Annotated in this window: 10 protein-coding genes and 2 pseudogenes; 9 read left to right on the forward strand and 3 right to left on the reverse strand. The window is 45.9% G+C overall.

What is annotated here, in order from left to right; all coding sequences use genetic code 11:
* The first annotated feature begins 251 nt into the window (after positions 1 to 251).
* From bioB to RID09_RS20915, 4 genes and pseudogenes are all read left to right on the forward strand, one after another.
* Positions 252 to 1,367 carry a biotin synthase BioB gene (bioB, locus tag RID09_RS20900; RefSeq protein WP_446337845.1) on the forward strand — a complete coding sequence of 372 codons (1,116 nt, stop codon included), beginning with the start codon at positions 252 to 254 and terminating at the stop codon, positions 1,365 to 1,367.
* Between the two features lie 29 nt (positions 1,368 to 1,396).
* The gene (locus tag RID09_RS20905) at positions 1,397 to 1,981 is read left to right on the forward strand and encodes a biotin transporter BioY (RefSeq protein ID WP_446337846.1); all 585 of its coding nucleotides are present in this window, start codon (positions 1,397 to 1,399) and stop codon (positions 1,979 to 1,981) included.
* A 181-nt stretch (positions 1,982 to 2,162) separates the two neighbouring features.
* A pseudogene (locus RID09_RS20910) lies at positions 2,163 to 2,348 on the forward strand (PfkB family carbohydrate kinase); the annotation flags it as partial.
* A gap of 481 nt (positions 2,349 to 2,829) precedes the next feature.
* Positions 2,830 to 3,099, forward strand: a pseudogene (locus tag RID09_RS20915) (PfkB family carbohydrate kinase); the annotation flags it as partial.
* 47 nt (positions 3,100 to 3,146) lie between these two features.
* Here the strand turns inward: RID09_RS20915 and RID09_RS20920 are convergent.
* Together RID09_RS20920 and thrC are read right to left on the reverse strand one after the other, a co-directional pair.
* Positions 3,147 to 3,422, reverse strand: coding sequence for a MoaD/ThiS family protein (locus RID09_RS20920; protein WP_446337847.1), 276 nt, complete (start codon positions 3,420 to 3,422; stop codon positions 3,147 to 3,149).
* A 213-nt stretch (positions 3,423 to 3,635) separates the two neighbouring features.
* Positions 3,636 to 4,940, reverse strand: coding sequence for a threonine synthase (gene thrC, locus RID09_RS20925; RefSeq protein WP_446337848.1), 1,305 nt, complete (start codon positions 4,938 to 4,940; stop codon positions 3,636 to 3,638).
* 318 nt (positions 4,941 to 5,258) lie between these two features.
* Between thrC and RID09_RS20930 the strand changes: the two genes are divergently transcribed.
* From RID09_RS20930 to RID09_RS20940, 3 genes are all read left to right on the forward strand, one after another.
* Positions 5,259 to 8,873, forward strand: coding sequence for a WD40 domain-containing protein (locus RID09_RS20930; protein ID WP_446337849.1), 3,615 nt, complete (start codon positions 5,259 to 5,261; stop codon positions 8,871 to 8,873).
* Between the two features lie 255 nt (positions 8,874 to 9,128).
* Positions 9,129 to 9,638 carry a diguanylate cyclase gene (locus tag RID09_RS20935; RefSeq protein ID WP_446337850.1) on the forward strand — a complete coding sequence of 170 codons (510 nt, stop codon included), beginning with the start codon at positions 9,129 to 9,131 and terminating at the stop codon, positions 9,636 to 9,638.
* 237 nt (positions 9,639 to 9,875) lie between these two features.
* On the forward strand, positions 9,876 to 10,187 hold the full coding sequence (locus RID09_RS20940) for a hypothetical protein (RefSeq protein ID WP_446337851.1): 312 nt from the start codon (positions 9,876 to 9,878) through the stop codon (positions 10,185 to 10,187).
* Between the two features lie 233 nt (positions 10,188 to 10,420).
* Here the strand turns inward: RID09_RS20940 and RID09_RS20945 are convergent, their stop codons facing one another.
* Complete coding sequence (locus tag RID09_RS20945; protein WP_446337852.1) at positions 10,421 to 10,552, reverse strand: ribbon-helix-helix protein, CopG family; 132 nt, start codon at positions 10,550 to 10,552, stop codon at positions 10,421 to 10,423.
* Between the two features lie 60 nt (positions 10,553 to 10,612).
* Here RID09_RS20945 and RID09_RS20950 point away from each other — a divergent pair, with 60 nt between their 5' ends.
* Together RID09_RS20950 and RID09_RS20955 are read left to right on the forward strand one after the other, a co-directional pair.
* Positions 10,613 to 11,938 (forward strand): RNA-guided endonuclease InsQ/TnpB family protein, encoded by a 1,326-nt coding sequence (locus RID09_RS20950; RefSeq protein ID WP_446337853.1) that lies wholly within the window; start codon positions 10,613 to 10,615, stop codon positions 11,936 to 11,938.
* 48 nt (positions 11,939 to 11,986) lie between these two features.
* Positions 11,987 to 13,714: a succinate dehydrogenase/fumarate reductase flavoprotein subunit gene (locus tag RID09_RS20955; protein WP_446337854.1), complete on the forward strand. Its 1,728-nt coding sequence runs from the start codon at positions 11,987 to 11,989 to the stop codon at positions 13,712 to 13,714.
* Positions 13,715 to 14,046 lie beyond the last annotated feature (332 nt).

Below are 14,046 nucleotides of genomic sequence, written 5' to 3' on the forward strand. Positions count from 1 at the left end.
GACTTGTATTTACATTACCACAATAGTAGAACGTTATCCGAATTATTTGACTGGCGAATTTATTCGCTACCTAGACGGTTCGCTCGGTTTCATCTCCCAGCTAAAGAGCGTGGGAGCCTTCACCCATCGCTTTTCCGGTAAGACAGAATTGGTGCAGCATGTCGGATATACGGTATAGTGTGAAGTTGCGGTTCTATCGGTTGTGACATCACGACCAAACCGCCGACGTGCAAAGCGAGGGTTTAAGCAGCGTGGTTCAAACGCCATTACGACAGTCTGACAATTCACTCCATCCGGATGGGGCGAATTCCCCAGCCTCAGCGCCAACCTCAGTGGGAGATTGGCTCGCCTCTGTCGCCCAACGGATCATAGCAGGCGATCGCATCAATCGAGAGGAAGCGCTGAAACTGGCGCAGATAGAGGGACAAGACAATATTCTGCTCCTATGTGAAGCGGCTGATCAAGTGCGCCAAGCTTGCTGTGGCAACACCGTGGATTTATGCAGTATCGTTAACATTAAATCCGGTAGCTGCTCAGAAAACTGCGGTTTTTGCGCCCAGTCTGCCCATCATCCCGGAAAGGATTCTCCCATTTACGGACTCAAATCCCCAGAGGAAATACTGGCACAAGCGAAAGCAGCAGATGCAGCAGGGGCAAAACGTTTTTGCCTCGTGAGTCAAGGGCGTGGACCCAAATATCAATCCCCCAAATCCACAGAATTTGAGCAAATTCTCCAAACCGTCCAGCGTATTATTAGCGAAACCAGTATTAAACCCTGTTGTGCTTTAGGCGAAGTGACACCAGAACAAGCACAGGCATTAAAAGAGGCAGGAGTCACCCGATATAACCATAACTTAGAGGCATCGGAGAACTTTTTCCCAGAAATTGTCACAACTCATCGTTGGCGCGATCGCGTAGAGACGATTAAACACCTAAAAGCAGCAGGAATTCAAGCTTGTACGGGTGGCATTTTGGGGATGGGGGAAACTTGGGAGGATCGGGTGGATTTAGCCCTAGCCTTGCGGGAATTAGAGGTGGAATCTGTACCCTTGAACTTGCTGAATCCGCGTCAAGGAACTCCTTTGGCAGAACAGAATAAACTTGATCCATACGAAGCCCTAAAAGCGATCGCGATTTTCCGGCTGATTTTACCCGAACAAATCATTCGCTATGCTGGCGGACGAGAAGCGGTGATGGGCGAACTCCAAGCCCTTGGATTAAAAGCTGGGATTAATGCTATGTTAATTGGTCATTATCTAACTACTCTAGGACAGCCGCCAGAACAGGATCATGCCATGTTAGAGTCATTAGGATTAACGGGAGGCGAAGCACCGATTCCCGGAGAGCATCAATCCCAGACAGTATAGAGGGGGAGTTTAAAACGATTCGCGTAAAAGTGTCTGCTCCCCATGAACTCGTTTGGGCTTTCATTGGCTTATTACTGACTATCGGCGGCACATTTTTAGAAGCCTTCGTGACAAATCCGCCCTGGGATTGGTCAAACCAAGGAATTCAGCCTGTTTCCTTAGGCGTTACCTGTCAGATTGGGGCAGTTCTACTGGTTGGTTGTTTAGGCGGAAAAAATGCAGGTGTCCTGTCTCAAATTGCTTATCTGGTCTTAGGCTTAATTTTACCCGTCTTTGACCAAGGTGGGGGTATAGGCTATTTAAGAGAACCCAGTTTTGGGTATTTATTAGGATTTATTGCCGGGGCTTGGGTTTGTGGTTTTTTGGCATTTCGTCTGCCTTTGCGATTAGAATCGCTAGGGTTTAGCTGCCTTGGCGGCTTATTTACGATTCATATTTATGGTCTAGGCTATTTAACCATTTTCCATCTTATTTTTAATATGACAAGTATGGATGGTTTGTCGCTTATGGATGCGATGTTGAAATACTCGCTTTACCCTTTACCAGGACATTTAGTGATTGTTTGCGCGGTTACAGTTGTGGCGTATACCCTGCGGCATTTATTGTTTTATTAATCATTTCATGATTTTATGCTCAAGGCTTCCTGAATTTACCACTAATGAATGAGACGTGAGCATCCCAGAAGTAAGTACACTGAAAATTATGGTTAGGTTTACTCGTGCTGATTGGTGTAATCGCTTCCAGGTTTTTCAACAACTTCTGAGTGTTGCTCGGTTTATTAAAACTATTTGTCCGATGAAATCTATCCTAGTTTTCGGTAGCATCAATATTGATTTAGTTACCAAAACTCCCCGCTTACCTGTCGCCGGTGAAACACTACAAGGATCTGAATTTTTTACCGCCCCTGGGGGGAAAGGGGCAAATCAAGCCGCCCCTATCCTACAACAACGGGGCGTTAAGACTGCGATTCTGACCGAAATAATGGGTTTCAAGCCTCCCCCTGCCATCGGGACTTTTGAATTTTCCGGATATTCTCTTTCGTAAGTGTATACTAAAAAAGTAGCCTAGCGCAAAGTGGGATTCGTGAGTACCACCAATCGAGAAATCGATACTTATCACGTAAAGTAGACGCTAGTACGTGAGGCGCGAGAAACCTCTTAAAAAACCCATGGGCTTAAACGAGTGCCGATACCAGAAAAGTAAAAACATTAGTCAATCAATGGACTAAGAACAAGCGTACTGTCGGGCGGACAGGAACGCAGGGAAAGAGAGCAAACGGATGAGTCAGACACTCTCATAAAGTACCATTACGCTTGGGGAGACAAGCCCTCTGGGATCATCTAACTTAGGCTCGACGCTTGGTAGTTTTCTACGGGCTTTTGGTTTAAGGATTGCCGCAAGGATAGGTGGTTGTAAGGTGTGTCTATGAACCAAGAATCCTCGCCCTAAAAGTGCGAGGAGCGTCAAACTGGGGAACCAAGGCGTTTACTGTAGCACCTCATCAGAAAGCTTTTTTGTGCCAGCATTTCCGGTTCAGGTTGTGGATACCACGGCGGCGGGTGATGCGTTTAATGGCGCATTAGCGGTTGCGTTGGCAGAGGGATTATCGATACAACAGGCAGTTATCTGGGGCGCAGCAGCGGGGGCAATTTCAGTTACCCAAGCCGGGGCGCAGCCTTCGCTGCCGAATCGCGAAGCATTGGAACGGTTCCTTACCCATGTAGAGACGTAGCATGCTGCGTCTCTACACCAAATTCGTAGCGTTGTTTCTCGTTCAGATTAACCGCCAGCGACAGCAGGTACAATGCTGACTTCATCGCCATCGCTGAGTTGGGTATTTGTGCCATCGAGAAAGCGAATATCTTCGCTATTGACGTAGAAGTTTAAAAAGCGACGAGGCTTTCCTTGATCATCACACAAACGTCCTTTAATCCCAGGACAACTAATTTCGAGAGAGTCCAAAAGTTCAGCAACATTGCCAGCGCTGCATTCAATCATTGCTTTATCGTTGGTGAATTTCTGGAGAGTGGTAGGAATTAGAACTTTTACAGCCATAGATTAGGAATCAGTAGTTAATGGGTAGATGTTGGAAATGTTTCCCAGCACAGACGTAGCATGATATCTCTCAAAACCAGGTTTCTTTGAGCCTAGGGTTGTCGGGGCGGGTTTAGTCACATCTAAATGCAACAGAAATGATAATAGTGAAACCCGCCCCTACAGAAACGCCATGGTATGTTCCAGACGTAGTATGCTACGTCTGGAACATGATTAAACCAGGACTTGTTGCCATTCCAAACGGTCAAGGGTACGCGCCCGTTCTAAGGCTCGCTCAAAACTATCTAATTTCGGTTCAATGGTGAGGGGTTCACCAATATATCCTTGTACCGCTTCTTGGGTTTTTAGTCCATTCCCGGTGATATAGGCAACGGTGGTTTCATCGGGGTCAATTTTTCCAGCTTCCACCAATTTCTTGAGGACGGCTATTGTTGTACCACCAGCGGTTTCGGTAAAGATACCTTCGGTTTCAGCTAGCAGTTTCATCCCTTCAACAATTTCAGCGTCGGTGACGGATTCAATGGTGCCGTTGGTTTTCTGGGCGAGCTCTAGGGCATAGATTCCATCCGCTGGATTTCCAATCGCGATCGATTTAGCTATTGTACTTGGTTTTACCGGAGTCACGAAATCCCGTCCTTCCCGGAAGGCTTGGGCAATGGGAGAACAGCCTTCGGCTTGTGCGCCACTGAAGCGAACGGCTTTATCGGCTACTAAACCCGTTTTAATGAATTCTTGGAAGCCTTTATGAATTTTCGTGAACAGAGAACCGGAAGCTAAAGGCGCCACAATATGATCTGGTAGCTGCCAACCCAGTTGTTCGGCGACTTCAAAGCCCAGGGTTTTTGAGCCTTCAGAATAGTAAGGACGCAAATTAATATTGACAAATCCCCAACCCTGGGTATTGGCAACCTCACAACAGAGGCGGTTGACCTGATCATAGTTGCCTTGAACTGCCATTACTGTGGGGTTGTAGATTAATGTGCCTAAGACTTTCCCCGCTTCTAAGTCAGCCGGAATAAATACACAACAATCGAGTCCTGCGTGTGCCGCGATCGCAGCGGTAGAATTGGCTAAGTTGCCAGTACTCGCACAAGATACTGTAGAAAATCCTAATTCTCTAGCTCTAGTCAGTGCGACGGAAACGACCCTATCCTTGAAACTCAGGGTGGGCATGTTTACCGCATCATTTTTAATATAAAGATTTTTTAGACCCAGGCGTCGTGCTAAGCGATGGGATTTGACCAAAGGTGTCATCCCTGTGCCTACATCAATGGGATTGTCCGTAGCTACGGGTAAGAAGGAACGATAGCGCCAAATTGAATTCGGTCCTGACTGAATTGTCTCACGGCTAACGTGGCGGCGCAGGGCGTCGTAGTCATACGTGACTTCCAACGGACCGAAGCAGAACTCGCAAACGTGGATGGCTTGAGGTTCGTATTCGGCGCCACACTCTTTACAGGTGAGGTTTTTGAATGTGGCAGCGGTGCTGGATGTATGGGGGATGGTTGCCTGGGTCATGGGTGGTCTCTCTCTATTCGTCAACGTTTCGCTGATAGTATCACAGCTCAAAACTACCGTCAAACATACCCGACTTTTTTTGTCGGGTTTAAATTTTAGTGATCACGTATTCCGTAGCTAGGGAAACCAGGGGCTTTATCCATGCAGACAGGAAAGATGCGCGTTACCCTGAGTGCAAGTAACATTAGGGCAATCAGGGCGGGATTTGTACAAACGCCATCATCTAATAGCCAAGCCTAAAGTCCCATTACCCGTCCCTATACTCAAAACTCACTTACCCTATCTCTTGTCTCATCTTTCCAGATATCTTCAACAACGATGAATCCTTATCAAGTGGGTGGGAGTCTGCACAAAGATGCTCCCATCTATGTTCAACGAAAAGCCGATCAGCAACTGTATCAATTACTTAAACAGGGTGAGTTTTGCTATGTTCTCAACTGTCGGCAAATGGGCAAATCTTCCCTATTGGTAAGAACCTGCCATCGCCTGCAACAAGAGGGGTTTATTTGTGCCACTATTGATATGACCATGATTGGCTCGGAAACGATTACACCGACTCAGTGGTATAAGGGACTGATTCTGGATTTAAGTCGAAAATTAAAACTATTTAAAACGGTTAATATAAAAACTTGGTGGCAACAGCAAGAGGATATTTCTTTACCCCAGCGATTCAATAAGTTTATCTGTGAAATAGTTTTAAGTCATTTTCCTAACCAAAACCTGATTATTTTTATCGATGAAATCGATAGCATTTTAAGTTTAGATTTCCCCATTGATGACTTTTTTGCCTTAATTCGATATTGCTATAACCAACGCACTTTAGAACCCGACTACAATCGCCTCACTTTTGCCCTATTCGGTGTGGCAACACCCAGCGATTTAATTGCTGACAAAAAACGCACTCCTTTTAATATTGGCAAAGCCATCGAACTGCAAGGCTTTAAACTGGAAGAATCTCAACCCTTAGCCCAAGGATTCAGCCAAAAATTTGCTAACCCTCAAGCCATCCTCAAAGAAATATTAGCTTGGACAGGAGGGCAACCTTTTTTGAGCCAAAAACTGTGTCAACTGGTGCTGGAAGTAGCGCAACAGACAGTCAGTGAGCCGCTCAAAATTCCACCAGGAACCGAAGCCTTTTGGGTAGAATCCATGGTGCGCGATCGCATCATTCACCATTGGGAATCCCAGGATGAGCCAGAACACCTACGTACCGTCCGCGATCGCCTCTTGAGAAACGAAGCACGAGCGGGTAGATTATTGGGAATTTATCAACAAATTTTACAGGGTATTGATATCGAAACGGATGATAGTCGCGAGCAAACAGAATTATTACTATCCGGTTTGGTTATCAAAGAACAGAGTATTTTAAAAGTAAAAAATCGCGTCTATCTAGCCGTTTTTAACCCCGACTGGGTTGAGAAACAATTAACCAATCTGCGCCCTTACTCTCAAACCTTAGCAGCTTGGGTTGGATCACAATTTCAGGATTCATCACGACTCTTGCGCGGACAGGCTTTAAAAGATGCCCAAACTTGGTCTCAGGGCAAAAGTTTGAGTGACTTAGATTATCAATTCTTAGCCGCCAGCGAAACCTGCGATCGCAATGAGGTTCAACAACAGATAGAAGCCGAACGCCTCAAGGAAGTGGAAGCCCGACTCGCCGCTGAACGTGAGATTGGCAAAAAGCAGCGATTACTGTTGGTAACCTTTGGGACAATGTTGGTTCTCGTCAGTGGATTAGCCGGGGCAATTCTGGTGCAAAACCGCAGGTTAGCGATTAGTGAAATTGAGGCAATTACCACATCTTCAGAAGCACTATTTGCCCTCGATCAACGATTAGATGCTTTAATTGCTGCCCTGAGAGCAAAACAGAAATTACAAGCCTTAGGTCGAGTGGACACTCAGACAAAAAAATCGGTTGAAAAAGTACTACGAAAGGCAGTGTATGGCGTCAAAGAATATAACCGCCTCTCTGGTCATCGCCAGCAAGTACATGACGTAGAATTTAGTCCCGATGGTTCAATGATTGCCTCAGCGGGTGAAGACAAAACGATTAAACTTTGGCAACCTGATGGAACGTTATTAACCACAATTCAAGCACACAGCGATACAGTAAAAAGTGTAACATTTAGCCCAGACAGCCAACTCATTGCTTCGGCAAGTAAGGATAAAACTGTGAAACTGTGGCGGCGCAATGGTACGTTAGTTGCCACACTGAATGGGCATAAAAATCAGGTGAATAGTGTCAATTTTAGTCCTAATGGTCAGATGTTAGTCTCTGGTAGTGATGATCAAACGATAAGACTTTGGAGAATTGATCGGACTTGCATTAGTTCTCAATCAACAATCAACAATCCCCAAGAATGCTTTATTCCTAGGATTATCAAAGAACATAGCGCAGAAGTTCGCCATGTAGCCTTTAGTCCAGATGGTCAATACTTTGCCTCTGCCAGTTGGGATAAAACCGTTAAAATTTGGACAGATAATGGTATGTTGCTAAAAACCATCAAAGGTCATAATGGTGGGGTGAATTATGTAACATTTAGTCCCAATGGTCAAGTTTTGGCTTCAAGTTCTACAGATGGAACAGTCAAACTCTGGCAGGCTGATGGGATGTTATTGAGAACCTTAGAAGGACATACTGATGGAGTTTTTGGTTTGGCGTTTAGCCCGGATGGTCAAACCCTTGCTTCTGCGAGTTGGGATCAAACCGTTAGACTTTGGCAAACCAATGGAACCGAACTCACTGTTTTGAACGGGCATCAAAATGGACTCTGGGCGGTAGCGTTTAGCCCCGATGGTCAAATGTTGGCTTCTGCGAGTTTGGATGGCACAATTAAACTTTGGACGCTGGAAAAAACTTTGTTAACGTTTCTCCAAGGACATCAGGATGCTATTTGGGGTGTTGATTTTAGTCCGGATAGTCAAACTTTGGTTTCTGGGAGTTGGGATGGTGAAATAAAACTCTGGCGACGTGATGGTCAGTTGTTGGCGTCTTTTGAGGGGCATGATGAAGCCGTGTTCGATGTTGCTGTTGCTCCCACAGTGAATGCTAATAGTTCCTCTGAAAATGGTATTGTGACGAAGAAAGAAATTAATCAAGGCAATAGCGAAATTATTGAATCACTGCCAAGTAATGAGTTAATGATTGCCTCAGCGAGTGTAGATAAAACTATTAAAATTTGGCAGGGTGATGGGACTTTATTGAAAACGTTACGGGGACATAGCAACATCGTTTACGGTGTAGAATTTAGCCCAGAGGGTCAGTTACTTGCCTCTGCTAGTAGCGATCAAACCGTCAAACTCTGGACGCGGGATGGTAAATTCCTTAAAACCTTAACCGGACATAACGATGCAGTTTATGACGTGGTATTTAGCCCAGATGGTGAGTTAATTGCTTCTGGAAGTGAAGATAAAACGATTAAAATTTGGAAACAGGATGGCAGTTTACTGAACACCTTAACCGGACATGGTGATAGTATTCGTGCTTTAGCCTTTAGTCCCGATAGTCAACGCCTTGCGTCTGCGAGTTGGGACAATACGATTAAACTCTGGACAAGGGATGGCACATTACTAGCCACTCTAAACGGGCATCGCGATCGCGTCAACGATATTGCATTTAGTCCCGATGGGCAAATGCTGGCGTCTGCGAGTTTGGATAAGACGGTGAAGCTGTGGCGCAATGACGGTACACTTCTCGTCACCTTAGAAGCCCATAGCGATCGCGTCTATGATATCACCTTTAGTCCTGATGGTCGCACCCTTGCCTCTGCTAGTGTAGACAAAACTGTAATTCTGTGGGATTTAGACCAAATCATTGATCTCGATCAGGTCTGGGCATTTGGTTGCCACTGGGTGCAGGACTATCTGCGGACAAATTCCCAAGTGAAGGAACAGTATGCAAAAATTTGTGATAATAGAGGTAATCCTTAACCTAGCAGGTGTTTTAATTCTTGAGTACTGAGTAGAGATGTTCCGGTGGAACGCCTGGATTTCGGTGCAATGTCTGTATAAAATCAGCAGTTATAAACGATAAAAGTTGTTAATCTATGTTACTTTTTTTAATAAATTAATGTTGTAGTTTAAAGATTATTTGTTATGTTTTTATATAGACTAGCTATCTATATTTTTAAGAATACCGTGTGATCAGAAAGAACACCAAACCTATAATTCTATTCCTTTGATAGTATGGATACTCTGACTCAACTTGCTACTCGCCGTTATTTTGACCAAAAACTCGAACAAGAGTGGCATCATTTAAATGTAGAACAGTCTCCTCTATCCTTAATCTTGTGCGATATTGATTGTTTCAAACTCTACAACAAAGTCTATGGCATAGCAGCAGGAGATGAATGTTTGCGACGCATTGCTTATTGCCTGCGTAGCTGTGTCAAGCGGACAACGGATGTCGTGGCGCGTTATGGGGGAGAAGAATTTGCTATCCTTTTACCTCATACGAATGCCACGGGAGCGTTTCAAGTAGCAGAAAGGATGCGAGACAAGGTTAAATCTCTGGCGATTGAATTTAAACCGCCTGAGACGTTAAAGTTGCCTGCTTCTGTGGTAACGGTTAGTTTAGGTGTGGCAAGTCTGGTTGACCCCCATACTGACATCGATGCCTTGATTATGGCGGCAAATCAAGCCCTGTATCTATCGAAACAGCAAGGACGCGATCGCGTTACCCTGAATTCAGTATAAGTCATAAGTCTGACTTGTTCCTTGAGTGCAACCAAGGGTCATGCATTCGTAGGGGAGAAGCATTCGCGTCCAGATGTCTCGGTTTTCTATCAACGTCCCAACGCGAATGCTTCGCCCAATTCCCAATCCCCAATTGTAAACAGATGTTGCGACCAATTTAAAAATATGTTGAGAAATGCGCCAAACCTCAAATACGGTCTTATCCTGGGAACTTAAAGAAATGTGTCGAGGTTGATAATGGAACAATTTAACAAATATCGCTTGATCTGCACCCTGAGTTTTGGCGATATCTATGGACAAATCATTGTGTGGTTAATCGTCATTTTCATAAGTCTTGCCTCTGCACTGGCGTTGTGGAGTGCCGAGCGCCAAATTTATGCGTTGGCAACGGTGGGATTAGTCTTGGTCTTGTCTTTGCCCTTTTTACTCTTTGCCTTTGTGACCACATTGCTGAATCATATTGAAATATTAGCGATGGAGGAGCAGGAAACAACGGCTGCCAATCGGAGCAGTCGCGGTGCATCCCAACCGGCTCAGGCAACTAGCTAGTCTGAGGAGGAGCTGGGGGAGCTGGGGGAGCAGAGGGGCGGAGGAGATTTACAGATCAGTTATTTCCGCGCCTGCCGCACAAGTACGGCAGGCGCGGAAATCTAAAAAGTTCCCTGCCTTTTGGTGGGGAATTTTAGTAATCGGTCAACAGGTTCGCGAGAGTCCCCACCCTCAGCGCTAGCAGGGTGGGGAGGAATAGCTCTTAATCGGAGGTACGGAGATTCCCAATATACTTAGTCTGGTAGTTGCTTAATCCAGTCTTGGACAATTTCTGACATTGAGACACCTAGCCTATCAGATTCTTTCTTGATTTTCTCTTTCTCTTTGTCGGTCAGTCTGACAATTACCTTATTCGTTCTAGCCATTTTCCGGATTCAGTGTTATCCTGTGAGTACACACATATAGGATAACTAAGATTTCAGCCAATGCCAGTCCGACGTGCAACTTTTCGGCTATACCCCAATAGAAAGCAAGAGCAGACATTGCGGTATCACCGTAAGTTGCACAAGGATCTGTATAACGCTGCTGTTTGCAATCGGTTCACCCAGTACCAGAAGTTTAACCATCGGGTTGACTACTTCGAGCAACAAAACTCTTTACCTGCCTTCAAGGAAGTTTGGGTAGAGTACAAAGAGTGTAATTGTATGACCTTGCAGGCTACGTTAAAGCGTGTTGATTACGCATTTAATCGGTGGTTTAAAGGGTTAGCCAAGCGACCTAAGTATAAGTCGATCAGGCATTACTCTGGCTGGACGTATCCCAGTAAAACAGGTTGGAAGGTACACACAACGGGTGATAACGGTTATCTAGATTTAGCCAAAATTGGTTCTATCCAGATGCGTGGTAAAGCCCGTATCTGGGGGACTCCAACAACCTGCACCATTGTCTACCGCAATGGAAAATGGTACGCTAGCATAACCGTGAATTTGACTGAGTTGCAGGCTGCAACAAGACAAACAGATTTTGGTTCAATTGGCATCGACTTTGGTTGCAAGTCAGCATTAGCAATCACCGATGGGGAAAACCATTCTTTTATTGAAGCCCCTAAGTTTTTGCGAAAAGCTGAAGCTGAGATTAAACATCTTTCCAAGGGTAAGCGTCGTAAGAGGGCCCCCAATAGAAGGAAAAAACAAAAAGGTTCTAGTCGGTGGAAAAAGACCCAAGCGAAAATTAGCAAAGTAACTCACAAGGTTGCTAATCAGCGCCAAAACTGGGTACACCAAGTAGCAACAGACATTGTTCGCTGTAATAGCTTCGTTGCTACGGAAAAACTAGAAGTCTCGAAAATGACCCGCTCTTCCAAAAAAGGTAAGCGCAAAAAGCAGAAAGCTGGGCTAAATAAATCCATCTTAGACGTGGGTATGGGAATGCTGAGGTCAGCGATTGAATATAAAGTGAAAGACGCGGGTGGAGTGTTTATCGAGGTTCCTACTCGAAAAGTGAAACCATCCCAGACTTGTCCTAACTGTGGAAATCAGCAGAAAAAGACCCTAGACGAAAGAGTTCACCACTGCCATAAATGTGGATTCACAATGGATAGGGATTTAGCCGCAGCATTAGTAATGCTTTTGTGGGCGTTAGGAATTCTACCGGGGTTTGGAACGAGGATGGTAGACGCCGATGCCTCTAGCTCTACTTCAGAAACCCGCTCTTCGCAGCAAACGGGAAGCATGAAGCAACTAGGGCAGATGAAGCGTCAGAAACACAGTCCTGCTGGTCTGGTTGTAGAAACCCAGACCTCAACGAAGTAGGTCTGGGTAGTTCATGATGGATAACAGCAGAAATTCAATCGAGTTGAGATGCGAGAACACGATGTGATTATTGTCGGCGGTGGTTTAGCCGGATGTCGGGCGGCGTTGGAAATTAAACGCACTGATCCGAAGCTGAATGTGGCACTGGTTGCCAAAACCCATCCCATTCGTTCCCACTCCGTTGCTGCCCAAGGGGGGATGGCGGCGACGCTGAAAAATGTGGATGCTGAGGATACCTGGGAAGCCCACGCCTTTGATACAGTTAAGGGGTCAGATTATCTGGCTGACCAAGATGCGGTAGAAATTCTCACCCGAGAAGCACCGGATGTGGTGATTGATTTAGAACATCTGGGGGTACTCTTTTCCCGCTTACCCGATGGTCGCATTGCCCAACGTGCATTTGGTGGTCATTCCCATCGCCGTACCTGCTATGCTGCCGATAAAACGGGTCATGCCATTCTTCATGAACTGGTGAGTAATCTCCGCAAGAACGACGTGACGGTGTACGAAGAATGGTACGTCATGCGGCTGATTTTGGAAGACGGGCAGGCAAAAGGGGTGGTGATGTTCAACATCATGAAAACTCACCTGCAAGTGGTACGGGCAAAAGCGGTGATGTTTGCCACAGGGGGCTATGGACGGGTGTTTAATACCACCTCCAATGATTTTGCCTCGACGGGGGATGGCTTAGCCATGTCAGCGTTAGCAGGGGTACCGTTGGAGGATATGGAGTTTGTCCAGTTTCATCCAACCGGGTTATATCCGGTGGGTGTATTAATTTCCGAAGCGGTACGGGGTGAAGGGGCGTATCTGATTAATAGTGAAGGCGATCGCTTCATGGCAAATTATGCCGCGAGTAAAATGGAACTCGCCCCACGGGATATTACCTCACGCGCGATCGCATTAGAAATTCGTGCCGGTCGAGGGGTTTATCCGGATGGGAATCCTGGAGGTCCTTGTGTCTATCTGGACTTGCGACATCTAGGTAAGGAAAAAATAATGAGTCGCATTCCCTTCTGTTGGGAAGAAGCCCACCGACTCGTCGGGGTTGACGCGGTATACGAACCGATGCCCGTGCGTCCTACAGCCCATTATTCCATGGGTGGCATTCCCGTCAATACCGATGGACAAGTGCGAAGTGGAGCCGATGGCTTTATTGAAGGATTGTTTGCCGCCGGGGAATCCGCTTGTGTCTCGGTGCATGGTGCTAATCGCTTGGGGAGTAATTCCCTGCTAGAATGCGTGGTTTACGGCAAACGGACTGGGGCTGCGATCGCGCAATATATTCAAAACCGCAAATTACCGGACATTGATGAACAAATCTATCTCAATGCTGCCCAGAATAAGATTAATGCATTGCTAGGTCAATCCGGAAGCCTACGCATCGATAAACTACGTCAAAACTTCCAAGACTGCATGACTCAATACTGCGGCGTCTTCCGCACTGAGGCATTAATGCAGGAAGGATTGAATCAACTGCAACAGTTGAAACAGCAGTACCAAAATATCTATTTAGATGACAAAGGAAGCTGCTGGAATACGGAATTAATCGAAGCTTTGGAACTGCGGAATCTCATGGTAGTTGGGGAAATCATTCTCACTTGTGCCCTAAATCGCCAAGAAAGTCGGGGTGCCCATTCTCGCGAGGATTATCCCCAACGGGATGATACCAACTTTTTGAAGCATACCCTGGCGTACTATTCCTCAGCCGGAATTGATTTGCAGTACAAGTCAGTGGCGATTACCCGCTTTGAACCCCAAGAACGAAAGTATTAGGCAGGTAAATCTGACGCCCGGAAACTGTAGGGGCGCACGCCCCGTGCATTGGTGTCAACGTATTCGCGGGAGTCCTCACCCTCAACTCTCGTAGGGTGAGGAGGGATAGCGGGATGCCGGAAGAATAGAGGCATCCAATTCTTTTCTCAGGCTACACATAAGCCGTTATTTCTCCTGATTAAATCGACTTTACTAACGGGACTTAAACAAAAATCAACGCCAAATAAAGCCCAAACTGGCTTTATAAGCGACAAATACGTCCCTATTTTCGTTTAACCAAGCGATAAAAGCACTTGACATTGCTGTACGAAATGCTTCTAAAGCATCAGTAA

It is taken from the genome of Coleofasciculus sp. G1-WW12-02 (assembly GCF_040219735.1).
GTDB lineage: Bacteria > Cyanobacteriota > Cyanobacteriia > Cyanobacteriales > Coleofasciculaceae > Coleofasciculus.